General features: G+C 42.7%; 24 protein-coding genes. 17 read left to right on the plus strand and 7 right to left on the minus strand.

The window, feature by feature from the left end:
- Positions 1–6 precede the first annotated feature (6 nt).
- The 8 genes from AC0YOD_RS23175 (at position 7) to AC0YOD_RS23210 (ending at position 9,944) form a co-directional block, all read left to right on the plus strand.
- Positions 7–588, plus strand: coding sequence for a GNAT family N-acetyltransferase (locus AC0YOD_RS23175; protein WP_475801699.1), 582 nt, complete (start codon positions 7–9; stop codon positions 586–588).
- Positions 589–634: 46 nt separating this feature from the next.
- Positions 635–2,116: a methyl-accepting chemotaxis protein gene (locus AC0YOD_RS23180; protein ID WP_475801700.1), complete on the plus strand. Its 1,482-nt coding sequence runs from the start codon at positions 635–637 to the stop codon at positions 2,114–2,116.
- 120 nt (positions 2,117–2,236) lie between these two features.
- A complete protein-coding gene (locus AC0YOD_RS23185) occupies positions 2,237–3,169 on the plus strand; it encodes an AEC family transporter (RefSeq protein WP_475801701.1) in 933 nt (310 codons plus the stop codon).
- A 136-nt stretch (positions 3,170–3,305) separates the two neighbouring features.
- Positions 3,306–4,001: an ABC transporter ATP-binding protein gene (locus AC0YOD_RS23190; protein ID WP_475801702.1), complete on the plus strand. Its 696-nt coding sequence runs from the start codon at positions 3,306–3,308 to the stop codon at positions 3,999–4,001.
- Entirely contained in the window at positions 3,982–5,007 is a 1,026-nt protein-coding gene (locus AC0YOD_RS23195; protein WP_475801703.1) for an efflux RND transporter periplasmic adaptor subunit, read from the plus strand. The genes AC0YOD_RS23190 and AC0YOD_RS23195 overlap by 20 nt, the downstream gene beginning before the upstream one ends.
- Before the next feature lie 73 nt (positions 5,008–5,080).
- Positions 5,081–7,969 carry an ABC transporter permease gene (locus AC0YOD_RS23200; RefSeq protein ID WP_475801704.1) on the plus strand — a complete coding sequence of 963 codons (2,889 nt, stop codon included), beginning with the start codon at positions 5,081–5,083 and terminating at the stop codon, positions 7,967–7,969.
- A 3-nt stretch (positions 7,970–7,972) separates the two neighbouring features.
- Positions 7,973–8,851: an ABC transporter ATP-binding protein gene (locus AC0YOD_RS23205; RefSeq protein WP_475801705.1), complete on the plus strand. Its 879-nt coding sequence runs from the start codon at positions 7,973–7,975 to the stop codon at positions 8,849–8,851.
- A gap of 127 nt (positions 8,852–8,978) precedes the next feature.
- Positions 8,979–9,944 (plus strand): phosphotransferase, encoded by a 966-nt coding sequence (locus tag AC0YOD_RS23210; protein ID WP_475801706.1) that lies wholly within the window; start codon positions 8,979–8,981, stop codon positions 9,942–9,944.
- A 37-nt stretch (positions 9,945–9,981) separates the two neighbouring features.
- Here AC0YOD_RS23210 and AC0YOD_RS23215 read toward each other — a convergent pair whose 3' ends face one another.
- Complete coding sequence (locus AC0YOD_RS23215) at positions 9,982–10,917, minus strand: ArsR/SmtB family transcription factor (protein ID WP_475801707.1); 936 nt, start codon at positions 10,915–10,917, stop codon at positions 9,982–9,984.
- Between the two features lie 289 nt (positions 10,918–11,206).
- Here AC0YOD_RS23215 and AC0YOD_RS23220 point away from each other — a divergent pair, with 289 nt between their 5' ends.
- From AC0YOD_RS23220 to AC0YOD_RS23250, 7 genes are all read left to right on the plus strand, one after another.
- Positions 11,207–11,968 carry an SDR family NAD(P)-dependent oxidoreductase gene (locus AC0YOD_RS23220; protein WP_475801708.1) on the plus strand — a complete coding sequence of 254 codons (762 nt, stop codon included), beginning with the start codon at positions 11,207–11,209 and terminating at the stop codon, positions 11,966–11,968.
- 16 nt (positions 11,969–11,984) lie between these two features.
- Positions 11,985–13,859 (plus strand): sensor histidine kinase, encoded by a 1,875-nt coding sequence (locus AC0YOD_RS23225; protein ID WP_475801709.1) that lies wholly within the window; start codon positions 11,985–11,987, stop codon positions 13,857–13,859.
- The gene (locus AC0YOD_RS23230; protein ID WP_475801710.1) at positions 13,856–15,145 is read left to right on the plus strand and encodes an ABC transporter substrate-binding protein; all 1,290 of its coding nucleotides are present in this window, start codon (positions 13,856–13,858) and stop codon (positions 15,143–15,145) included. Before AC0YOD_RS23225 ends, AC0YOD_RS23230 begins: the two co-directional genes overlap by 4 nt.
- Positions 15,146–15,159: 14 nt before the next feature.
- A complete protein-coding gene (locus AC0YOD_RS23235; protein ID WP_475801711.1) occupies positions 15,160–16,260 on the plus strand; it encodes a LacI family DNA-binding transcriptional regulator in 1,101 nt (366 codons plus the stop codon).
- A 612-nt stretch (positions 16,261–16,872) separates the two neighbouring features.
- Complete coding sequence (locus tag AC0YOD_RS23240; protein WP_475801712.1) at positions 16,873–17,754, plus strand: GNAT family N-acetyltransferase; 882 nt, start codon at positions 16,873–16,875, stop codon at positions 17,752–17,754.
- A gap of 223 nt (positions 17,755–17,977) precedes the next feature.
- Positions 17,978–18,166 carry a hypothetical protein gene (locus AC0YOD_RS23245; RefSeq protein WP_475801713.1) on the plus strand — a complete coding sequence of 63 codons (189 nt, stop codon included), beginning with the start codon at positions 17,978–17,980 and terminating at the stop codon, positions 18,164–18,166.
- Between the two features lie 96 nt (positions 18,167–18,262).
- Positions 18,263–18,526 carry a hypothetical protein gene (locus tag AC0YOD_RS23250; RefSeq protein WP_475801714.1) on the plus strand — a complete coding sequence of 88 codons (264 nt, stop codon included), beginning with the start codon at positions 18,263–18,265 and terminating at the stop codon, positions 18,524–18,526.
- On the opposite strand, the gene AC0YOD_RS23255 is transcribed toward AC0YOD_RS23250, so the two are convergent.
- From AC0YOD_RS23255 to AC0YOD_RS23265, 3 genes are all read right to left on the minus strand, one after another.
- Positions 18,527–19,987 (minus strand): phosphotransferase, encoded by a 1,461-nt coding sequence (locus AC0YOD_RS23255; RefSeq protein WP_475801715.1) that lies wholly within the window; start codon positions 19,985–19,987, stop codon positions 18,527–18,529. It lies immediately after the preceding gene.
- Between the two features lie 293 nt (positions 19,988–20,280).
- Positions 20,281–21,420, minus strand: a complete 1,140-nt coding sequence (gene dnaN / locus AC0YOD_RS23260; RefSeq protein ID WP_475801716.1) for a DNA polymerase III subunit beta — start codon at positions 21,418–21,420, stop codon at positions 20,281–20,283.
- 10 nt (positions 21,421–21,430) lie between these two features.
- On the minus strand, positions 21,431–21,667 hold the full coding sequence (locus AC0YOD_RS23265) for a ribbon-helix-helix domain-containing protein (protein WP_475801717.1): 237 nt from the start codon (positions 21,665–21,667) through the stop codon (positions 21,431–21,433).
- Between the two features lie 76 nt (positions 21,668–21,743).
- On the opposite strand from AC0YOD_RS23265, the gene AC0YOD_RS23270 reads away from it, so the two are divergent.
- Positions 21,744–21,938: a hypothetical protein gene (locus AC0YOD_RS23270; protein ID WP_475801718.1), complete on the plus strand. Its 195-nt coding sequence runs from the start codon at positions 21,744–21,746 to the stop codon at positions 21,936–21,938.
- A gap of 268 nt (positions 21,939–22,206) precedes the next feature.
- Positions 22,207–22,512 (plus strand): GNAT family N-acetyltransferase, encoded by a 306-nt coding sequence (locus AC0YOD_RS23275; RefSeq protein ID WP_475801719.1) that lies wholly within the window; start codon positions 22,207–22,209, stop codon positions 22,510–22,512.
- Between the two features lie 69 nt (positions 22,513–22,581).
- On the opposite strand, the gene AC0YOD_RS23280 is transcribed toward AC0YOD_RS23275, so the two are convergent.
- The 3 genes from AC0YOD_RS23280 to AC0YOD_RS23290 form a co-directional block, all read right to left on the minus strand.
- Complete coding sequence (locus AC0YOD_RS23280) at positions 22,582–23,259, minus strand: DUF3169 family protein (protein ID WP_475801720.1); 678 nt, start codon at positions 23,257–23,259, stop codon at positions 22,582–22,584.
- Positions 23,260–23,463 (minus strand): helix-turn-helix transcriptional regulator, encoded by a 204-nt coding sequence (locus tag AC0YOD_RS23285; RefSeq protein WP_475801721.1) that lies wholly within the window; start codon positions 23,461–23,463, stop codon positions 23,260–23,262.
- A 217-nt stretch (positions 23,464–23,680) separates the two neighbouring features.
- Positions 23,681–24,850 carry a glycoside hydrolase family 130 protein gene (locus AC0YOD_RS23290; RefSeq protein WP_475801722.1) on the minus strand — a complete coding sequence of 390 codons (1,170 nt, stop codon included), beginning with the start codon at positions 24,848–24,850 and terminating at the stop codon, positions 23,681–23,683.
- Positions 24,851–24,852 lie beyond the last annotated feature (2 nt).

Genomic DNA, 24,852 nt, shown 5'->3' on the forward strand with positions numbered 1-24,852 from the left:
TGAATAATGTTCAAGCGAGTTGAAACCGAACTCGAGCTGGCTATGTTTAACGGCATTTGGACAACCGTCTGGATGGAAAAAGGATTTGAACTGGAATTTTCTGATCAGGCTCTGGACAGGTTCATTATTGTTACACCTGAAGGTCATTGCGTGGGTACATCGGAAATTAAATCGTATTGTCGCACTTCAAGTAAAATCAACGACACTGCGCAGTTTCGGGAGCTTCCGAAATTGATCCAAGCGGGCGCTGCAGTTGCTGAAATTGACAAGATGGCACTATTGAGACCGTATCGAGGCTTTTATATTTCGGATCTACTTTCATCAGCGGTTTATATTGCAGAAAAACGTCAATTAAAGTATTTTGTTTCCCTGCTGGAGCCAGTATTTTTAAGGGCGCTGCGCATATCCTTTCAAGTTCCATTGGAGAAGGTAGGAGAGAAGGTATTTTATAAGGGCGACTATGTCATTCCTGTTCTGTTTGACATGGAACAAATGTATCAAAATAAGCATCGTTATCCTTGGCTGAGCTATTCAGAAGAAAGCCAGTTAACGATGCAGCACGCCGCTGCTTCTGGAAGGAAGGAGTAGCTGAAGGACAAAGACACAAACACATTGGGATAAAGGTGGAAATACTGTGAAAAGAGAGCTTACAGAGTTAGATAAAAGAAATCGGTTATTAATAAAGATCATATGGAGCTTGCTTGCCCTTGGCGTACTGACGGATCTGGCTATTGGATTAGGAATAAATCTGGTGCTTCTTCTTCTCGGAGTCGGTTCCCTTTTGGGAGGTATAGCTACGTTTATGACCTATCGCTTTATTCTGACCGAGTATATTAAATACTTTGTACCCATAATATTGACGGTTGTTGTAACGCTGCTCATCACTTCTGATCCCAATCCCATTGTGAGTACCTATTTCCTCGTCTATGTTAATTTGGCTATTATCACGTTATATGCGGATCACAAACCCATCATTATGACTGGCTTGCTTGGAGCAGCGCTGAGTACCTACTTATTTCTTGATCCTGTTCTACAGCCGCGACTATTCCCTAATGAATCCATTGTGTATCTGTATTTATATTTAATTTTTGCGACAGTAGCGCTAGCCTTCTCGGCTAATTTCAGTCAAAAGCTGCAGCGGCAGGTGACGGAGAAGCAGCGCGAGGCGTTAGCTTCAAAGGATCTAGCTGAGGATCTGATTGCCAAGATGAAATCATCTATTCTTACGCTTACTGCTTTCAGCAGCAGTCAGCAATCGACTGTTCGTTCAACGGGTGACATCTCGAAAGAAGTGACCATTACGTTCGCTGAAATGTCGACAGCGATCGAGAAGCAGACGGGTACCATTTTAAACGTTAATGAGTCTACGCAAATTATTGATTCAGCAGTGAAGCAGCTGCTGGAAGGAACGGCTTTATTGCAGCAATATTCCTCGGATAACGCAACGCTTACGGACCAGAATCGCAAGCAGATGGTCGCGTTGTCTAACGAGGTAGAGAGTGTTCGTTCTATTATTATGCATACGGTGGAGATGATGAATCAGCTTAATGAGCAAAATGATCGCGTAAGCTCAATTGTGGAAACGATCAGCAGCATTGCAGAGCAAACGAATTTATTAGCGCTTAATGCCGCAATTGAAGCAGCTCGTGCAGGCGAGCATGGAAGAGGCTTTGCTGTCGTTTCGGGCGAGGTTCGCAAGCTAGCTGATAATGCGAGAACATCCACGAATGAAATCGGAGAAATATTATCCGGTATCCGAACACAAATAAGCGCCGTACATGCACAGGTTGCGAGTGGACAAGAAGCGGTTACGATTAGCCGTGATGTATCCAAGCAAGTACAGCAGCTTATTGGCCGAATTAATGATAATACGGAGCTTGTGAGACAGCATTCCGATATCGTTGGGGGCTCTGCCCAGCATCTTCATGCGCAGTATGCCTCTCTCTCTGGGGAAATGATTAACATAGCCAATACAACGGAGAAAAATATGGCATCGGTTGAAGAGGTTCATGCCAGCATGGAAACACAGGATGAGAAGATTCAAACGATGGTTGAAGGCTATGCACAGCTGGATCAATTGCTCTCGGAACTTAAGCTAATGGTAGCTAAGCATTGACAGCATGTTAAATCGGCCTCTAAACTATTACTATTAGTGAAGCAATCTATTAGGATTAGGGGAAAGCGCAGCCTGGTCTACTCACACTAACGAAGCTAATAGAAGGAAGCCGATGCAGCTATGCAAATTTTTCTACATATTTTATTAACGAACGTGCTTCCGATGATCATTATGATTGGTCTTGGAATCATCATACAACGAGCATTTAAGCTGGATATCAAAACCTTATCTAAATTGAATTTTTATTTATTCTCCCCAGCTATCATGTTCGATTTGCTTTATAAAACCGCTATTTCCGTGAATGTAATCGTAAGCGTCTTATTTTTCTTTCTCTTATTTATGGTTGCACAGTATCTCATCGTTGAAGCGGTCATCCGTATGAGAGGCTATGCGCCTAGTATGAAGAGCGCAATGAGAAATAGTGTTCTGTTCTACAACAGCGCCAACTACGGCATACCGCTGAATCAGCTGGCTTTTGCGGGAAACAAAGAAACGCTGGCGATCCAGGTACTCATTATGATGATGCAATCGCTTGTGCCAAACACTTACGGCATATACAATGTGAACGCTCATAAAGCAAATATGCGGATGATCTGGCGAACGATACTCTCCATGCCGATCATTTATGTGATTCCGATTGCCTTTCTATTAAGAGGGTTCGAGGTTCCGATTCCGCAGCCGATTGCCACGCCTTTAAAGTATTTAGCAGATGCTTTCATCGGGACGGCACTCATTACGTTAGGCGTACAGCTCGGCAATATGGAGTGGAAAATAAAGCGGTCGCTGTTGATCGATGTAAGCTTATCAGGCATGCTTAGGCTAGTCGCAGGTCCCTTGCTTGCATGGCTTATCGTTTCCCTTATGTCCTTTGATACGCTAACGTCAGCGGCGCTAATCGTTTCCTCGGCTGTTCCTACATCACTGAGCAGCGTGCTGCTGGCGGTTGAATTCGACAATGAGGCTGAATTTGCCTCTCAATCGGTTTTCGTTTCTACTATTTTAAGTATTTTGACGGTTACGATTGTTATCTTTTGCTTAAATCTGAATGTATAAATGATAGGAAGCCTTCTGCCCCCAGAAATAGCGGGTAGAGGGCTTTATTTTTTTCTTGTGCGGATAGATAGACACGGTTAAAATGGAAAAAGATACAAATGTAATTGCTTAATTGGAAATGGAGGATTGTCATACCATGCACCCATCAGCGGGCGATATCATTCATGCAAGCGCTTTAAAAAGGACGTTCGGACGCGGGAGCGGCGCTGTTACGGTATTAAAGGGAGTAGATTTGTCGATTCCTGCGGGGCGGTTAATTGCCTTTAAAGGGAGGTCCGGCTCAGGCAAAACGACGCTGATCAACTTGCTCAGTGCGTTGGACAGGCCTACGGAAGGACAAATCATGTTTGATGGGCGCGACTTAACTTCAATGTCTAACATAGATAGGGATCGCGTGAGACGCAAGGAAATGGGACTTATATTTCAATCTTTCGCACTAATACCATTAATGTCAGCTTACGAAAATGTAGAGTTTATATTACGAGTTGCTGGTGTGCCGTCGAGCGGCCGGAAGGATGCTGCTATAGGAGCATTAGAGCAGGTTGGCTTGAAAAGCCGCATGCATCACCGACCTTTCGAAATGTCAGGCGGGGAGCAGCAAAGAACGGCAATCGCACGGGCAATTGCGCATAAGCCAAAGCTGCTGCTAGCGGATGAGCCAACAGCAGAATTAGACAGCCGCACTGGCTTGCAGATTATGAAAGTTTTTCGTGATTTAGTAGAAACGGCGGGAATGACAATCATCATGACGACACATGATCCTGCCATAATGGAAATTGTTGATCATGTGTATGAATTGGAGGATGGACAAATTGTCATTCAAGCGAAATAAAATACTCGGCATGTCATTCGTGCTTCTCATTAGTGCTTCGCTAACGGGGTGCTCCTTGCTTCCAGCGGAAGAGACTGCTTTAAAGCCCCCTCTCGTCAAGCCGGCACAAGAAAACTATCGAACCGTTGTAGTAGAGAAGGGTACGATTTCGCAGGAAATTAACGGAAACGGCACACTCGAATCTACCAACTTTGAAGTAGCACAATTCAAAGGCCAAGGAGGCCGCATTTCGAAGATGCTCGTTTCCTCCGGCGATATGGTTAAGAAGGGCGATTTGCTCGTTCAATTAAATGTGGATGGGCTGGATATTCAATTAAAGGAACAGGAGCTTTCAGTAGAAAGAGCGAAGCTGTCGGTTAAGCAAACCAAATTATCAGGCGATAGTGATTCCTTGAACATCGCACAACTGCAATTGGAAATTGAGAAATTAAAGCTAGAAAGACTAAAGACTACCTCAGATAGCAAACAGCTGGTTGCAGAAATAGACGGTCAAGTAACGTTCGTTGAAGACTTAGAGCCAGGCGATTTTGTCGATGCTTATCAGACACTTGTTATCATTTCTGATCCTTCTAAGCTGCGGATATCTCTTGGTGTTGAAACGGGAACGGATCTAACCGCTGTTAACGTTGGATACCCGGCATTGGTCGTATTAGGCTCGACAGAGCTGAAAGGCAAAGTCGTGCAGACGCCATCTTCTGCTCCAACAACACTCAATCAACAGCTTCAAGAGCGCTATGCGAAGACATTATTTATCGAATTGCCGGATCTGCCGGCTGACGCGAAAATAGGAGCCTTTGCAGATGTGAAAATTATTTTGCAGCAGCGTGAGGATGTGTTGAAAATAGCGAAAAGCGGAGTGCGAAGCTTCCTAGGAAGAACGTTCGTGCGAACTTTGGAGGACGGAAACAAAATTCGTGAAATCGATATAGAGACAGGCATTAAAGGCTCTACTGAAATCGAAATAACAAAGGGCTTGGAAGAGGGCGCGGTAGTCGTCTTGCAATAAGGTAAGCGATAATCCGTTAACAAGCTTTTGCCGCATGCACGGCTTCAGCCGTTTACGCTAGGGAGGTTTTGGAGTGGCTTTGTTTGTAATGATTTTACGTAAAATGGTTCAGAATAAATGGCTGGTTGCCAGCTTGTTTATGGGCCTCGTCATATCAGTCGCCTTGGTAAGCAGCATGCCGATCTATTCAGAGGCTGTCTTGTCAAGGATGCTGGTTAAGGACTTAGAGACGATGCAGAGCCAATCCGGCAGATATCCAGGCTCTCATTATAATAAGATATTTTTTACGAAAGAAACGCCTGAGCAAATGAATCGCATTTATAACAGGATGAATACCTACATAAATGACGAAGCTTCGGCTAGCTTCCAGATTCCCGTTCAGGAGCTTGTTACTGATTTTCAGACGAAAACGATGAAGATCAAAGCGAAGAACGATCCAGAGACGAATGCCAATAAATCACTCAAATCGATGTCATTGCGCTCCTTTTCTGATCTTGAAGAGCATATTAAGCTGACGGATGGTCGTATGCCAGCAGCGGAACAACCCGTCGATGGTGTCTATGAGGTATTGGTAACAAATCGTGCTCTGGTTCAGTTCAAAGCGGTGATTGACTCAGAATTTGTCGTAAATGATGAAAAAATTGCCGGGGAAATAAGGTTTAAGCCTGTCGGCGTGTTTGAGAAGAAATCGGATGATGATCCTTATTTTCGGGATACCGATCTGAGTGAGCTTTCTAACAGCTTTATCATTAGCAATAGTATAGCGAATCAGCAGTTCTTGCAGGAAGCGAGAATACCAGTCGTTTCAGTGGGATGGTTTTTTGTACTTGATTATTCGAAGCTTGAGCTTCGATTCGTGGATGATTTTGTAGGTACGATTACCAAAATACGAAATGTCACGCTCAAAAATGTAACGATGTATCAGAGTGTGTCGGAGACACCTGCACTTGATACGATTGCAAAGTATTTGAAGCGGGCAGATCAATTGAAAACGCTAATGTGGTCGCTCAATGTTCCCGTACTGATCATGCTTGGATTCTACATGTTTATGGTATCTAATCTGATCGCGGAGCGTCAGAAAAATGAGATTGCGGTATTGCGAAGCAGGGGAGCTGCGCGTTGGCAGGTCATTACCTCCTATGGGGTAGAAGGAATCCTATTATGTGGAATCGCTTTCGGTGTTGGACCGCTTCTTGGCATCGTGCTAACGGAAATGTTAGGATCTTCTAACGGTTTCCTAGAGTTTGTGTCTCGTGTGCGTTTGCCGGTTAGAATAACGACCGAAGCCTATCAATATGGAGCAATCGCCTCAGGCATTTGCTTTGTTATCATGTTGATTCCGATTATTATGGCAACTCGCGTCTCGATCGTTGGGCATAAGCAGCAAATGGCAAGACTTTTGAAATCACCGCTGTGGCATAAAATGTTTCTGGATGTCATCGCGCTTGCACTCGCTCTTTATGGGCTGAATACGTTCAAAAAGCGCCTTGCTGATTTGAAAAGCTTAGGTCTCAACGCTACTGATTTGAATATTGATCCGCTTCAGTTTATCGTTCCTGCCTTATTTATTATGGGTGCAGGCTTGCTGCTGCTGCGTCTATATCCATGGGTGCTGCGATTGGTTTATTGGATCGGCAAGAAGTGGTGGCCGCCTTCTGTATATGCCACATTGATTCAGGTAGGGCGCTCCAGCACGCAATATCAATTTTTGATGATCTTCCTCATTATGACGATAGCGACAGGTGTATTCAGCGCTTCGGCAGCAAGAACGATCAATAATAATACAGAAGACCGAATACGTTATGGTAATGGTGCTGACATTATTTTGAAATCCAAATGGGTCAATGATGCCCCGCCGCCGCCAGCGCCGGGTGGCGGCGGTGCTCCTGCGCCGACGACTCCAGTTATAGCGGCGCCTGTCCATTATGTAGAACCTGCCTTTGAACCCTTCAAGACACTTGAAGGTGTGGAATCGGCTGCTAAGGTCTTTACCAAAGAGGTTAACTTTAGTGTGAATGAGGGCAACGGCGCAGCTACATTAATGGGAATTGATACGGATGAGTTTGGTGAAACCACATGGTTCCGGGATAGCTTACTGGACTATCCAATTAATGATTACTTGAATATGATGGCATCTGATCCGCAAGCTGTATTGATCTCCCGAACATTGGCTGATCAGAAAAAAGCAAAAGCAGGCGATACAATATGGTTAGGCTGGGGAGATGTTTCCCAGCAGCCCTTCAAAATATTCGGCATAATTGAGTATTTCCCAACCTTTAATCCCAATCCTGCTATTGGCAGTGTTGATGCAAGTAAAGAGAAAGAATTAAGCAATGCTCCGATGCTTATTGTAGGTCACTTGCCGCGCATTCAGGTTCAGATCGCTCTTGAGCCTTATGATGTATGGATTAAGCTGAAGCCAGAAGCAACGACTGCACAATTTTATGAAGGACTTACTGCATCGAAGCTGCCGATTACAAGTATTGTAAATACGCGAGAAGAGCTAATTAAAGCCAAAAATGATCCATTCTTGATGGCGCTTAATGGGATATTGACTCTCGGCTTCGTATTATCGATTCTGGTCAGCTTCATTGGTTTCCTACTGTATTGGGTGTTATCGCTGCGCGGCCGAACATTGCAAAATGGTATTTTACGAGCGATCGGATTATCACTGAAACAGCTTATCGGAATGCTTGGAATCGAGCAGCTGCTTACCTCCGGTGTTGCGGTGCTGATAGGTATTCTTGTTGGCAATGTTGCAAGCTTGCTCTACGTGCCTAATTTCCAAATTGCATTTAACCCAAGCAGTCTGGTGCCGCCATTTAAAGTCATGTTTGATTCCTCAGATTTGATGCGCATATACATCTTGGTCGGATTCATGCTGCTGTTTGGTCTTGGCATACTGGCCTATATGTTGTCTCGACTGCGTATTCATCAAGCGATCAAGCTAGGGGAGGATTAAACGATGATTCATTGCGAAGGACTAGTCAAAATATACAAAACAGCGGATCTAGAAGTATTCGCCCTGCAAGGCTTAGATCTTCAGATCGAATCTGGCGAGCTGATGGCGATTATCGGCAACAGCGGGAGCGGAAAGTCAACGCTTCTGAATATGCTTGGCGGCTTAGATCGTCCAACAGCCGGCAAACTGATGGTAGACGGCAAGGATATGCTGAAGTTTAAGGAACGTGATTTTGTTCGTTACAAGCGAGAGAGCGTAGGGTTTGTTTGGCAAAATAATGCGAGAAACTTGATCCCGTATTTGACCGCGCAAGAGAACATTGAGCTGCCAATTTTGCTTACGGGCAACCGCAAGCGTTGGCGTGCGAAGGAGCTGCTGGATGCGGTTGGTCTCAGTCATCGCGCATCGAATAAGCTTTATGAGCTTTCTGGCGGTGAGCAGCAACGTGTGGCAATTGCGATAGCACTTGCCAACTATCCGAAGATATTGCTTGCGGATGAGCCGACAGGTTCGGTAGACTCGCGGATGGCCAATCAAATTCTTGATTTGTTCCGTGAACTCAATCGTACAATCGGAATTACGGTCGTTATCGTTACGCATGATCCCGAGCTCGCCAAGAAGGTTGACCGTGTAGCAGCCATCCGCGACGGAAAGATTTCATCGGAAATGCTGCGCCGACGCTCTTATGCCGAAGAGCTTGCTGAGCTTGAGGAGTCAGAGGATGAGGAAAGCACTCATGTGGAATATGCGGTGCTGGATAAAGCCGGCCGTTTGCAGGTGCCTTCGAATTACTTGGAGTCGATTGGAGTGAAAAACTCCAACAAGCTTAGAGTTGAGCTTGAGGATGGCCGAATTATCCTTCTTCCGCCAGAAGGGAAATAGTAATGGAAGGGGCGGCTCTAATTGCTAAGCTAAGCATATAGAGCCGCCCCTTCGGCGTAAACTTCTAGTAAAGAAAGCTTCCTTGATCCATTTTACGATTGAAGGAGTGAGTGCGATAAGCGACATGGTGGAAAGGATCAGAATTGAAATATTTGAATCGATTGCTGCTTTTTTTGGGATAACGGTTAAGGCTTATTCTGAAATTGAGCTTGGCTATATGAATTTAAAGTGGAGAATAGAAGCGGACGTCGGAAGTTTTTTTGTTAAGCAATTTAATAAAATTCGCTATCCCAAGCAGCTTCTCGAAGGATTAGAGATTTCGATGTCCCAGCATGATCTTTTGCAAAAGAAAGGAATCCCCTCTCCAAAGCTATTTTCGTATCGAGGGAAATATGTGCAGGAAACACCCTCTGGGGAACGTTTTGTTTTAATGGAATTATGCGAGGGGAATGTGATAAAGCCAGGCTCTGCCAATGAGCGTCAAATGTATCATTTGGGGCAAATAACGGGAGCCATGCATGAGCTTCTGAATGCTAATAATGATCCAAATCAGCCGCTGCATTGGCATGTAAGAACGAAGGAAAGCATGGTGGAGCTTTGGAATAAGCGATGGCTTGATGCTAATTTGAAGGCATGCCATCAAACGATTGCAGCACTAGAAATTCAAAGGCAAATCATTGATGAGACAGATCTAGATATATTTTCGGGATGTGAGCAAGGCTGGGGACATTGGGATCTGTTTGTCGATAATATTCTATTTCACTCTGACTCCGTTTCGGCCATTCTAGACTTTGACCGTGTCCATTATGTATATCCTGAATTCGACTTATCAAGATCCGTTTTATCCTGTGCATTGGATAACAATGTGATTCAAATGGAGAAAGTGAATGCATTTGTTAGAGGCTACCGAGAGCACAGATCTTTGACAGCTGAGAAGATGGTTAGGTCAATGCGGTTGTCTTGGTGGAAGGAAGCTGAATGGCTCTGGGTTGAGAAGGCTAAGGATACGGCATCCATCAAGCGTTTTAGGGAAGAGAACAAATGGATAGGAAGCAATTGGAGAGCGCTGGACAGCATGTTTGCCAGTCTATAAAAAAAAGAGGAACCCTTAGCTCGGGTTCCTCTTTCCATTATTGAGCCTGCACGCGGTCTTCTTGTGCCAGCTTCGTGTAATAAAGCTTAAAGATGAGATCTTGATTGTAATTGCCAAAGCCTGCTCCGAATAGCGTTACGCCTCCGATATGCTCGGCATCATCCAGAATAGCAATACGGAAGGTCCAGTTGCTGTTGCGGATATCTATTTCATCTAGACTTACATCAGAGAGCTTAATGCCATCCATGTAAGTACCCTCCTTCTTGATAATCAGTCGCTTTAGCAGACCGAATTGATTGACATCGTCAAACCACCAAGAAGGATTGAGCTTGCCTTTGCCCCCATAGTCGGCAGGACTCGTCCAGCTGCCCACGTTAATGCCATTGAAGAAGAAGGTAAGATCAGAAGGCCAGTTCATATTGGTTAAAGGAGCTTCAGATGAAATTTCCATCGATATTTCAAGCTCATCCGGACTTTCGCTGCTTAGCAGAAAGTTAGGGATTTTATACTCAATATAGCCTTGTGAGAACCATAAAATTTTGGCGTTGACACGGTCAGGGTCAAGGAAATATCTCGGATCATCAAATATACCGATTACATTCTCCGTTGTACAAATACCGCAGGTTGGAACAATGCTTAAATCAGTATAATGACCAATGGATACCTCTGTTCTTCGAGATTCCCGATGAACGACATCCTTGCGCGGGAAAATGATCTCTAGTCCGTCCATGTGGAGAGAGCAAACCTTTTGTGCTGCGCCGCCTTTTCCTGGCGTCATTTCAGAACGAATAATTTCTGCTTTCTCCAGTTTCTTGACATGCATGGTCATAATAGCGCTGCTTAGACCTAATGCTTCGGCAAGCTCACGAATATTCATCGACTTTTTAGAGAGTAGGTGGATGATTTGGATACGTACATTACTAGAGATAGCCTCAAATATAGGCAATCGTTGCTCAGATAGGTCGATTTTCAATTTATAACCTCCGGTTGAAAGCAATTATTAATACATATGTGAATGTTTAGTATGCTTATAGTGAGTAATATACATGAAAATAGCCGAAATCACAAGGAATATTGCTGTAAAATGCTTATTTTCTCCCTAAAGAAGATAATCAAAGTATAAATTAATTTGTTGAGTCATTCACATGTGAATAAATAATAGCTTTTGATAAGCGTTATCCATAAAACAGTTGAGTTTTTTGGTAGCATAATTAATAATAAAATATATAACAAACTTTCGGATCAGAAGGGTGATATCTATCATGCAAATTGATTTGACGAATAAAACGGCGTTAATAACAGGTGCAACAGGTGATTTGGGCCGTGTAATGGCTCGTACGCTTGCAAGCTGCGGTGCTAACATTGTTATTCACTATTTGAATAACGAAGCCAAAGCGAAGGAGTTGCATGAGGAAATTACGGCTCTTGGAAGACGTGCGATGATTATACAGGCGGACATTACGAATGAACAGCACATTTATGCAATGAAAGAGAATGTTTCTAAGCAGCTCGGCCACGTTGATATCATAGTCGCTAATGCGGTCATTCAATATCAATGGAAGAGCATTCTTGAGCAGCCAGCATCCGATTATGTGAGTCAATTCGAGTCCTGTGTACTGCAAAGCGTATATTTGGCTAAAGCCTTTCTTCCCGCTATGATTGAGCGCAAGGAAGGGAGAGTAATTGGCATAAATACGGAATGCGCCATGCAAAACTTCCCTAACCAATCCGCCTATACCGCTGGAAAACGCGGAATGGACGGCGTCTACCGAGTTCTAGCCAAAGAAGCGGGCGAGCATGGCATTACCGTGAACCAGGTTGCGCCAGGGTGGACCATTAGTGATCGCGACAGAGCAAATAACGCGGAAGAGAATAATGATTATTCGCGGAATGTACCTCTGAGACGAAGAGGTACGGATCAAGAGATTGCAAACACAGTAGCCTTCTTGGCATCGGACCTCTCCAGCTTCATTACAGGCGCCTACATCCCTGTAAACGGCGGAAATGTAATGCCTGCTATTTAAGAATAGGAGAATTGGGATGAGCTTGAAGCAACGGCTGCGGCGTATATGGGCTGTTTTTGGCGGAATGAGAATGGAGAGGAAGCTGTCTCTTGTTTTTCTGCTGCTTATTACCGTGCCATTATCGTTTATTGGCTATATCTCTTATAGTAATTATTCTCGATCCATTGAAGAGAAAACAATCGTATATTCAACGAAAATGCTAGAGAATATGATGGTTCGGGTAGATGATTATATTGAAGATATGGTGCGAATTTCATCTATTCCCTCTTATCAAGATGACATTAAACAAAATCTAATTAGCTCCAATACCTATTATGAGCAGAGGCAGTCCTCTGCTGGAGAGAATGTCAATCCTATGCCGGATGACTTCAATTTAATGCTGTTGATACAGCGCGGCATAGAAGGAAACATATCATTTATTAATACGATCAAGCGCGGAGCGAATTCCGTTTATATTTTCGATCAATATGGGAATGGTTACTACTCAACGGCTGGCGGCGGTATTCGGCTTAACGTAAAGGAAAGCTATGAAAACTGGCTGGATGAGGTTAAGACGTCAGGTGGAGAGGCAAGGCTATTCAGTACAGAGAAATATACAAGTAATTTACAGAGTGAAAGATATGCTTTTACCGTTGTGCGGAAAATAATCGACAAGCAGCTGAGGCCGATCGGAATGATCGCAGTAGATGCTAATATAAGCGTCATAGAGGATCAGATGAGCGAGCTGGACAAGCTGACCCATGGCAAGTCGGTCATTATTGATGAGCTGGGCAATGTTGTCTATGACAGCGATAAAGAACGAATGGGAACAAATATTAAAGATGATCCTGCTGTGGCTCAAGCAACAGGGATGAAGAGCAGCTTTTATTTGGAAAGCGAGGGTGTTAATCGTCTCTATATTTATACGACCTCGCCGAATACCAATTGGAAGGTTATCACCTCGATACCAGACAGCGAGATAACGAAGGATGCAGTCGTTATTCGGAACGTGACTTGGATTGCTACGATTATAACCATTATTGTCGCGTTGATAATCTCCTTCCTGTTCTCTATTGCACTAACAAATCCGCTCCGAAAAATGATGCGTTTGATGAAAAACGTTCAGGAAGGCGACTTTAATGTGCAATTTCCAGTCAAATATCGGGATGAGGTTGGTCAGCTTGGAAAACAGTTCAATCGAATGATTGTACGAATCGATCATCTTATTCAAGATATATATATAATGGAAACGAAGAAGAAGGAAGCCGAGCTGCACGCGCTGCAGAGCCAAATTAATCCGCATTTCATGTACAACACCCTGGAATCTATTCGAATGGCAGCTGAGCTTAATGATGACCATATTGCAGCGGATATGATCGCCATACTCGGCAAACTGCTGCGCTACAGCATCAGTGATCTGCATGAGGAAGTGACACTCGCGGATGAGGTGAGTCATATGCACAATTATGTGGAGATGCTCAATTATCGTTATCCCAATCGCTTCCGGTTAGAAACGAATTTCGAGGATGAACTGCTGAACTACCCTATCATCAAGCTGGTTCTTCAGCCTATTGTTGAGAATGCGATTTATCACGGGATGGATGACATGAAGCCAGTCATGCAAATTGACCTGATCAGTAAACGTACTCCGCAGGCTCTCTTGCTTATAATCAAGGATGATGGAGTTGGAATGGATGAGGCTACCCTTCATCGTTTAAACCGATCGCTTGCTGGTTTAGAGGAAGCAACGGGCTCAACATCAAAAACAGGTGGAATTGGCTTGAAAAATGTGAATGAACGCATTAAGCTGCATTACGGTCATACCTTTGGCATGAGAGTGATTAGTCATCCAAATCAAGGTACCGAAGTAATTTTACAGCTTCCATTAGATGTAGGGAGAGACGCAGAATGAACAAATTCACTTTTGTGCTAGTGCTTGTTGTTCTGTTATGCAGTATTACGATCTCTGGCTGTCAGAAGGATACATCAGGGCAAAACATAGAAGCCGAGCCCACCGCTCCTGCGCAGCAGTCTCAAGAACAAGTGAAACTAAATGTTTTGACGAATCGGGTTGATCTTATAGAGAATGGTGTCTTACAAAAATATGCGGACTCGTTTACGGAGCTCTATCCCGGTGTGACCGTACAGTTTGAAGGCATCACGAACTATACCAGTGAAATTATGCTGAGGTTTTCTACCAGGAATTTAGGGGATGTGCTTCTGCTTCCAAACAATATCAAAAATGAAGCGTTGCCCGAGTACTTTGAACCACTCGATGACTCCCTGTTCGAGCATATTCGCTTTGCTGATTTTAAGGCGTATGGGGGCGAGCGCTTTGGCATTGTGACGGGTGCCTCAACGACTGGTATTGTATATAATAAGGCTGCCTTTAAAGCGGCAGGAATTAAAGAAATACCAACCACATTAGAAGCGTTTTATGCGGCATGTGAGCGATTAAAGCAAGCAGGCATCGTACCAATCTACCTGAATTATGGCGCCAAATGGCCGCTGATGACGTGGAGCGAGGATTTAGTCAGCTACATGACCGGTGATGTCGATTATTTTAATCAAATTGCGTATACCGATGAGCCTTGGTCCATTGATAATCCGTGGGGACAGGCTATCTCCATTGTCAAAACGTTAATTGATCACGATTATGTAGAAAAGCAATTAATTACGAATCAATGGGAAAAATCGAAGACAGAGCTCGCCCAAGGCAGGGCAGGTATGTATCTGATGGGAAACTGGGTTATTAATCAAATTATTACAGCGGGTGCAAAATCGGAAGATATCGGTTTTTTTCCATTCCCTTATGATAACAGCAGCAAGCACTTTGCACCGCTCAGTCCAGACTGGTTCGTGGGTGTTAGCAAGTTTAGTGAAAACAAGCAATTGGCGGAAGCATGGGTGAAGTTTTTTGTAAATGATTCCGGGTATGTAGATGATTCTGGCTTCCTGCCTGTTCATGATAATAAGGAGCCTTCGTTACCGCAATTTCAACAGTTTTTATCGTTTAAAAGTGAATTTCTAGAGCGCAAGGCACCTATTGATCGCGTTCTAGAAATTGCGAATATGGCACAAATCGAGTTATGGTCTGGCAATTACGTGCAAGAATGGATTGCTGCACCCGATTTGGATGCTGTTTTCAAACAATATAATGAGCGCTGGAAGCAAGCGCGAACCATTACCGAAAGTTAAGGTGGAATACTCTCATGTCTAAAAAGGTCACGATGCAGCAAATAGCCGATTATTTAGGCGTTTCAAAATTCGTCGTCTCTAAAGCACTCTCTGGTAAGGGAGGGGTCAGCGAGGCTACATTGGAGCGGGTTCTTCAGGCAGCGTCACAGCTCGGTTATTTTTCACAAAAGAATGCTTATGTCAAAACAATGAAGCTGGAGCAGCTGCCGAAGGTGCCAGCTGCCGGCAAGCAGTCTGTACTCGTGCTTATGCCTAATATTCGCTTTCAAACGAAGGAGTCGCTCTACTGGGGGCGAATATTGGATGGCATTGCGGCAAGGCTTGAAGAGGATGGATACGGCATGGTCATTGTGTCCGAGCAGAGTGTAGACCATTTCATTCACTTTCTGAACCCTAACGGCATATTGGGACTCATAGGCGTTGGCGAAATTTCCACTCCGCTCTTGCTGGAGGTTCATCGTATCGGTTTGCCGATGGTGCTCGTTGATCATGAAGATATGTTGATTCCATCCGATACGGTGTTTGCGAATAACTATGAATGCATGTATCGTCTAACGAAATATTTGATCGGAAACGGTCATCATCAGCTTTGTTTTATTGGTGATATCTCTTATTCTAGAAGCTTTAAAGATCGCTTCCTAGGCTTTCGGAGTGCGTTGGAAGAGCAAGAAGGCACGGGGTTTGGCAATGGAAACGGCATGGGCAGCAGCATAAAGGATGATCTCATGCTTTCAGTGGAAGGCTTCCAGCATGAGCACTTTCAAGAGCATATTAAACAGTGGGCTATCAAGAAGATGAAGGCAAAAACGCTGCCTACAGCGATTCTCTGCGCGAATGATGAAATAGCAATTGGAGCGGTATTAGCTCTTCAGGAGCTGGGCGTAGCTGTGCCGGAGGAAGTATCCGTTACGGGCTTTGATAATATTGAGGATTCATTTCGCACCAAACCCGCGCTAACAACTGTTCATGTACCGAAAGAAATGCTTGGCAAAAAGGCTGTTGAACGACTGCTAGGGCGTATCGAGAGCAAAAATGAGCCGATGGAGAAGCTGTTGCTGGCAGGAGAGCTGCTGTACCGTGAATCGACAGCTCAGGCGAAGACATCGACTAAGTAACTCAAGCAACACGGTGACGGAGCGAGCAAGTGATCAAGTAGCTAAGCAACCGAAGTACCCAAGCGAGAAAGCGACAATGTAAGCAGTAACTGAGTAATCAAGTAATCAAGTAGCCCAATATCAATAACCAAGCCCCCAGTAGCTAAGAAACACGCTATCGAATTAAAAACATATGGAGACAGGCCAGTTAACGATTAATCGGCAACTGGTCTGCTTAGCGTTTGTTCGGATTGAACGATTATTTGCATAACATCAAACGTTAATTTGATTTCGGTTTTTCTATTATTATTTAGTTTTTCTATTATTATTTAGTTTTTCTATTATTATTTAGGTTCTCTATTACTATTTAGTTTTAAAATATGATCTTAATCCGATCGTTGTACCTCTCTCTTACACGTTACTTTCAACTTTTGAACTTAAATGAGCAATCTTAACTAGTAAACCCAATGAAACTCTTAGTAACTTCAAATACTGAAACTAATCAGCGAATTTTTAGTATTCTTGTTTAATTAGTTTCAATATACAATACTATTAAACCAGAGGACTCAAGAAAGTAAGTTTCCTCTTAGATCATGAGCAACAAAACCAAGAATAGATCTCGTGGAGGATCATATGATACAGATTTATGACTATAAAAATAACAATGAGTATAGAGCAAGCTTTAATCGGCTTATGGAGCTTGTTTACGGGATTAATTTTGAAAAATGGTTCCAAAAAGGCTGCTGGGATGAGCACTATATTTGTCATTCCATGGTTCACAATAACGAAGTGATAGCGAATATATCAATCGGCAAAATGGATTTGATAATCAATGGAGTCAATCACAAAGCCATTCAGATCGGCACCGTTATGACACATCCGGATTACAGGGGCAAAGGGCTTTCCAAGCAGTTAATGAACGAGGTTATAGCGAGATACGAGCAGGATTGCGACTTTTTTTTGCTATTTGCAAACAGCAGTGTTCTAGACTTTTATCCTAAGTTTGGTTTTAGTAGACTAGCTGAATCACAATTTGAGTTGAAATGGGACAGGAGTTCTGTTGCAATCGATAAAACATCCCTACATAAGCTTAATCCATCCCATGAGGAAGACTTTGAATTTATAAAGGAAAGAGTATCTTCTCGTATACCGATCTCTGAGCGATTTGGTACTCAAAATGATCAGTGGTTAGTTACCTTTTACACCATTAATGTATTCCCTGAAAATATATATTACTCAAAAGAAGATGATGCCATTATCGTCTATGGATATGAGGGCGAGACGCTTCATCTCTATGATGTGGTGAGTCATAAGAAAGTAGACTTTAATGGTTTACTTACCCGTATTACCAACGAGCAAACAGAAATTATTCGCTTTCATTTTACACCAGATCCCACTATTGAAGGAGTTCATGCTGAACGGGTTGATGAAACAGATGATGCTCTATTTGTTAAGTCAAACTTCGAAATAGGGGATGGTACACCATTTTGTATACCTCTATTAGCCCACGCTTAGGTATACGCTAATTTCCCACTCTCGTCATTCACTCTCTTTCTCCCCATGTCGTAGTATAGTTTGATTATAATTATTTTTTATCTATCATAAATACTAGAATAGGGAATAAAATACAATTATAGACAAGCGGAGGCGATGGATGAACATGCAAGTTTGTTTATTAGTCAGCTTCGTATTGTGAGAGAAATAGAGCGATAAATGAAGATGAAAAGAGGAATGAACAATGGCAAAATCCAAAAGAGGACGGACTCTTTGGAATCTACCTTCACGTGGCAGAGGTACATGCCCAGTTTGCAGCCGGACAAGAATCAAACTTTTGTATCCGCGCGCAACAACTGATGGTAAATCGGTAACCGTATGCAAAAGATGTGTAAACGCTGATCAAACGAGAGTAGATGCAGTTAACGTTTAGAAAAGCAGTAACCTTCCTATTTAGAAATGATTAAACAGCGCAAGAGGTCTCAGGCGACTAAGTCTGAAGCTTCTTGCGCTGTTTGGCGTTTTATCAATGGCTCCTTCAGAAAGGATATTTGACTCCAATGAAGAATGTCAATTTGATAAATTCATCACAAAATATAGTTTGATTTCTTCAATAAAGGAAATGGAGACGTTTGTTCTAAAAGCACTGGATGGAAGAAATCGAAATGAGGAATTTCCTTATGTTGTCTTCGATAAAAGCTTGAATAAAATAGTGGGTACAACTAAAATTTTGTTGGAGATAATCACGCAGGCTGCAGGGGATTTAATCCTTAACGTCAGCCTACATGATTGATTAGGTATTCCAAACAGTAACAGAGGCTCTTTGAATACGATAAGTCTGTAAATAGAGCTTTTCCTTACCATTTCCCGTTCGAATGAGTCCTTGATGAATCGAGCCATCAGGGGAGAATCCATTGCGAAGCAGTTCTGCTTTGGCAGCATCGTCCGTTACTGCGATGTCAATGTGAGCGCTTGTCATTTTAACCGTTTCAAATATGTACGCTAACAAAACCTTAATCGCTTTCGTAGCAATAACCGATGTGTTAGAGGATCTGTTCATTGTGTATTCTACTAAGACATTTGCATCTTTATTATTAAAATGAGCCGTTATCACGCCGAGGATTGCCTCTGAATTTTCACTGCTGAATATTCCCCATGTCACGCATTTTTTCTTATGAAAATCACGTTCATAATGGCCGACCAACGATAAAAGCTGCTTCATATTGCAGGTCCGATTGGCATAATAAATAGGACATATATGCTCAGCATGAGCTTCATTTATTTTTTTTAGAAATACATCGTCTGATTGTAAGAGAGGGAACTCATTGTAGACGATATCTAGGCTGGAACCTTTGCTTTTGCTTGGAGTCTTCGATTTTGCTATCTCGGCAAGATCACATTGTTTCAGAAAGGGATTTGTTTTTATCATTTTTATCACTTTATCAATCGCTTTCGGTCCGAAAGGCTGAAAACCGCGTCGATTGCTCATCAGCCATTTTAAATAAACCATCGCTTCAAAAACTTGTATTTCTTCCTCTGGGATTGGATTTTTGGTTAAATAGGCAGTACGAAATACCGAGGCTCTCCACTCGGCAGAGAAAATGAGTTGGATGAAAACGAGTGCATGAGCAAAATCAAATCTTGCATCTCCGAGCTGTCCATTCGTCCAATCAATTACACTGTATTGTCCATTTTTCCCTACAACATTGCCCCAGTGATAATCGCCGTGAATGATTGCATTTTTATTCATTGAAGTCATATCGATAAGATGAATTAATGCAGCGTGAAGATCCGGATACTCCTGTATGCCAGAATAAAAGTAATCTAGGAAACCATAGTCTAGTACCTTGTGTTGATCATCCTCATTAAGTGCAAGGTTATGTATGCTCGCTAATAGAATTCCGAAGTCAGTGAATGCTTGCGCATCATACTTGGAGTCCTGAGTCCCTTCGAATGTAGTCAGCAGCACATGATGATGCTCGTCGCGGTTGGTTCCCCAAGCGAGCGGCTTTGGAACGGAAATTCCTTTGTCAGCAAGAAGCTTGAGCAGACGATATTGCATAGAGATGTTCGGTCTGGAATCCTTGTTCCATGTTTTTAAGACGAAGCTATTTTCCTCCAAATCAATCCTCGCAACCTCGGCTTCAAGTCCTTGATTCATTGTATGAATGGATGCGTCAATTAATTGATCTAATAGGCCATTCCAATCCTCATTCTGCTCATGCCAGTCAATCTTCAACAACTGATTTTCCATTGCGGCAGCACCGACTTTCCACTAGTCTCGCAGTCATTATACCAATTTTACCTATAAATGTAATTACGATCTAAGTCTTGTTTCTTTCTAATTCTACTGTATTATTTATTACTATTATCTCGAATATCTCGCAGGAGATTCTCCATTTCCCTCATTCGTTTCAACATCGAATATTGGTTTCCGATCATTGCAGCCATAGCAATTATTATGATTATTATCATGGTATACCTCCACTCTCAAACAACTCGATATCATTAATAATGATAGAAGCTTAAGCTATCTTTCAAACAAACTCAATTCCTTGCTCGGATAGGCGTAACGATGTACAGGGATCCTGGACTGTCGATTGGTTGTACGATGATAGGGCTCCATTTTCCGTTGAATCCGAGAACTATTTTACTGCAATCAACTGCACTCATAATATCAATCATATATTTTCCATTAAAGAAAATCGTAATGTTATCCCCTTTGTTAGAGTCGATATCAACCTCTTCTACAACATCTCCAACTGCTGCTGTTTTTGAAGATAGTTCCATGACGTTCTGAGAGATTAAGCTTAATTTTACTACGTCATTGTCCCCTGCTAATAGAGAAACACGCTCTAAAGCATGCAAAAAAGAAAGGCTATCTAATGTGATCTCTGTCGAATAGGAAGTTGGCTTAAGCTTATCGGTGGATGGAAAGCTTCCCTCAATTAGAGAGGATTGCATGATGAGGTTTTTTGTTTTGAATAAAATCATATTTTTGTCAATCGCGATATCGGTTGAATCATGCTCATTGCTTAACATTTTAGAGAAATCGGTTAGTTGCTTTCCAGGGATTATAATCATAGGAAGAGCCATCTGAGTGTTATCTTCTATAGCGGTTATTCTTGAAGCGAGTCGTATGCCATCTGTCGCCACCAGCCTTACCTGTTTCTCATCAAATAGGCAGGATACACCAGTTAGAGCAGGCCTCGACTGGGAAGATGCTGTGGCAAAAGAAACCTGCTTGATCATTTTTTTGAGCGACCCATTTAGAAAGCGCAGCGTAGGGGCTCCATCTATTTTAGCAAGACTAGGAAATTCCTCAGCGCTCATACCGCATAAATGATAAACCGCTTTACCACCACGAATAACTACCTTCAAGTCTTCTGTGCATTCAATCGAGAGTAAGCCTGATGGTAAATTGCGAATGATATCAATAAAATAACGAGCGGGAATGACAATACTTCCATGACGATGGAAAATGAGATGATCGTTACCGGAAGGGATGACGTATTGCAGCATCATATCTGTTTTACCGGCTGTAAGGGACAAGCCCCCATCGTCAGCCTCCACTTTAATGCCTGAAAGAATAGGAATCACACTTTTTATGGAAACAGCGCTAGAGATGGATTGGAGCGCTTTTAATAATATTTGCTGAGACACCTCTATTTGCAAAGGCTTCACCATTCCTTCTGCTTCACTTTGTAAGAATAGATTCAATCATTTCACGTAAAAGCTGGGATCGTGAGCATTGAAGGTCGCTGCATCTGTTATCGAGCTCATCCCATGTTTCTTGGGATAGGGTGAGGGAAACCTTTTTCGTTTCACCGATTCCTTTTCTCCCGGCGCCTTCGCGAGGTCCGCCTCTTGTAAACATCATGGATAGCTGGCCTTCATTTTTGGGAATGCCTAGCTTTAATTTAGGATCGTCCAATGTTGTCCTCCGATATTTGAAATAGGTTACTTAATTCAATTGTTTTCTATCCTAACTTTATCACAGGTGGGTTTAATTGGCAATCAGAAGGGGGGATAGGATCGGATTTTATAAGACGGTTTTTGATAGGACGGATGAAACGGTGTTTAATGTGTTGTTGGAGGATAGGGTTGAAAACAGTGCAGCTAAGGAAAGGGGAGGGTTGCAAGGGATGCGAGTGATGCAAGGGATGCAAAAGGTTGCTAAGGATGGAAACTGCTATGGTTCTTAATCGGGATTGGGTTAGATAATTTCATAATTTGATGTTAATTGGGGTGTGTGGTTTGTTTTAAACTCGTTTGTTTCAATAATTGATACTAAGTGAGCATTTGGTTTGGTGAAGACTTTATAAACCTCGTATTAATTTCAAATCCTGCAACTAATCCAACGTTTCGTATACTTTTCACTAACTTAGTTTCAAAATATAGCACTATTAACATAGAAACAAAATTCGGTATGTTTCCGTTGATCCAGCCAGTCAGCTTTCCGAGGCAGAGATTATGATTGGAACAGGTAACCTCTACCTTTGGTTCGTGGATGATTATCCTGTAGCGATGGCTAATGTCGCTCATCGTTCGTCGAGACATGGAAGAATCAATGCGGTATACACATTTCCTGCTTTCAGAAAAAACGGCTATGGGCGTGCAATAGTGGCACATTTATGTGTGAAATTAAAAGATGAGGGATTAACGGCGATGCTTTATGCGGATTTGAAGAACCCAACAGCGAACAAAATTTATACCAGTATCGGATTCATCCCATGTGGGAAAGTAATAGATATTAGATTTAACAATGCAAGCCTATAAGACTAGCGAAGGGGAGGAGCTGCGTGATGATGCTTCCCCTTCTATTTTTTTTCGGCTCAAAAACCTACCTTATTTGTTGCGAATAGCTAATAGATATTTTCCGTTTACAAGGAGCAATACAATACACATGGCAATAATAGAAAAAAGTTGAGAATTGTCTGTTGAAAGAGAATAGATGGTCGCAACTACAATCGCTAAGATTAAAGTAACGCTTAATAAGTTATAGGATTTATATAAGCCGTTCAATATGACATGTTTTTCACCATCGTCAGCAGCTTCTAAAAGTTTTTCTGCATAGTTCGGCTCTGATAAACTTGGAAGATTACGATCAGGATAGACGAGTTTCATTAAATGAATCATATAGGTTGTAAATATACAACAAACAATGATTGCGATGATGGAAATAATAATAAATGTGATACTCTTTGTCGCGATTAAAGCGATACATAAAGCTAAGATGGACAAGGTTAAACCCGATTGAATAAATAATGAGTAGTCCGCGAATTTTTTGTATTTTTTAACATCCACTTCATCCTCTTCATCTCCTTCATATGCCGTATTATTGAGCTTGGTTACTTGTCTATATAAAGACAAGCTCAGACCCAATAAGATGAGAATAATAACGAGAAGACTTATTACAGCTGCGTCAGCATAGGTAGAGAAATCAAATGTAATACCTTTTAGTACAGTCAAAGTCACAAGAAATCCAACTACGGCTCCAAATAACAATTGCTTAATTATTTTCATTTATAACTCCTCCTCCTCAAAGAAAAATACATTTTCCACAGGCTCCCCAAAAATTCGTGAAATACGAACTGCGATTAATAACGAAGGCATGAATTCTTCACGCTCTATCAAACTAATTGTTTGTCTTGAGACCTTTGCTAGCTTTGCAAGCTGTGTCTGGTTTAGATCGGTTCGCGCTCGAAGCTCTTTCAGACGACTTTTCAAAAGACATCACCTCTTTCATATATTGTAAAATATAACCGTCACTTTGACAAGTATATTTGTCAAAATGAATGGTATGATAGTCATAACTCTCGATATAGTAGTCACTAACCATTCTCAGAAGAGATATTTCTTAGTGGAAGTATTTTAGGCAACAAAAAGAGCCATTCTCTACTAAAACGTAGATAGAATGGCTCTTTGAAATCTATGGTTTTCAGCCTTACAACGCTAAATTTCTATCAATGAGAGCGATGCGCTGCTCTACGCAAGCATGTGAGCGAAGCGGGTCTTCTGGTGTGTTGATACAGTAGTCGAGCAACTGATCTACTGTCGTAACGGCCACATGGCAGCGTGTGTCTGAGGAAGCGTAATAGATATAGACATCGCCATTCTCTTGAGCGATTACACCATTACAAAATGCCACGTTAGAGACGTCGCCAACACGCTCGATGCCTTCCGGTGCAAGCAAATGGCCTCCTGGGCGATGTGTCACTTTGTTAGGTTCTTGCAGATCCGAAAGAAAAGCATACAACACATAACGCAAGCCGGCAGCTGTATTTCGAACACCATGTGCGATATGGATCCAGCCTTTTTCCGTTTTGATAGGTGCAGGGCCTTGGCCGTTTTTCACTTCTTTGATGGTATGATAATGGCGTTCATCCATGATCGTCTCAGATGAAACTACCGCATCTTCAATGGTGTCGGATAATCCCCAGCCGATGCCGCCGCCTGAACCGGTGTCAATGAAGCCGTCCTGAGGGCGCGTGTAGAAGGCATATTTGCCATCAATGAATTCAGGATGAAGGACAACGTTGCGCTGCTGATTGGAGGCTGTTTTTAAATCTGCTAGACGTTCCCATTGCTTCAAATCCTTCGTTCTGACGATACCGCACTGCGCGATTGCGCTGGATAGATCGCCTTTAGGCGCTGAAGGATCTTTTCTTTCCGTACAGAACAAACCGTAGATCCAGCCGTCCTCATGCTGCACAAGGCGCATATCATAAACATTAATGTCGGGGTCGCTTGTTTCGGGCAGAAGGATAGGATGATCCCAGAATCGGAAGCCCTCTACGCCGCTGTCGCTCTCCGCAATGGCGAAGAAGGATTTGCGATCATTTCCTTCAACACGAGCAACAAGATAAAACTTGCCATTCAAAGAAATTGCTCCTGGATTGAAGACACAATGTACGCCAAGCCGTTCCATGAAATAAGGGTTCGTCTCTGGATTGAAGTCATATTTCCATGTAAGCGGTGCATGTGCAGCTGTCAGAACGGGATGGACATAACGGTCGAATATACCGTTTCCTAGCTCAACGGGCTCGTTTTTCTGTTGAATGAGCGCCTCATAGCGCTCTGTTAGCAATTGTTTGCGTTCATAAAACTTACTCATTT

This window comes from Paenibacillus sp. J31P13, from assembly GCF_056269295.1.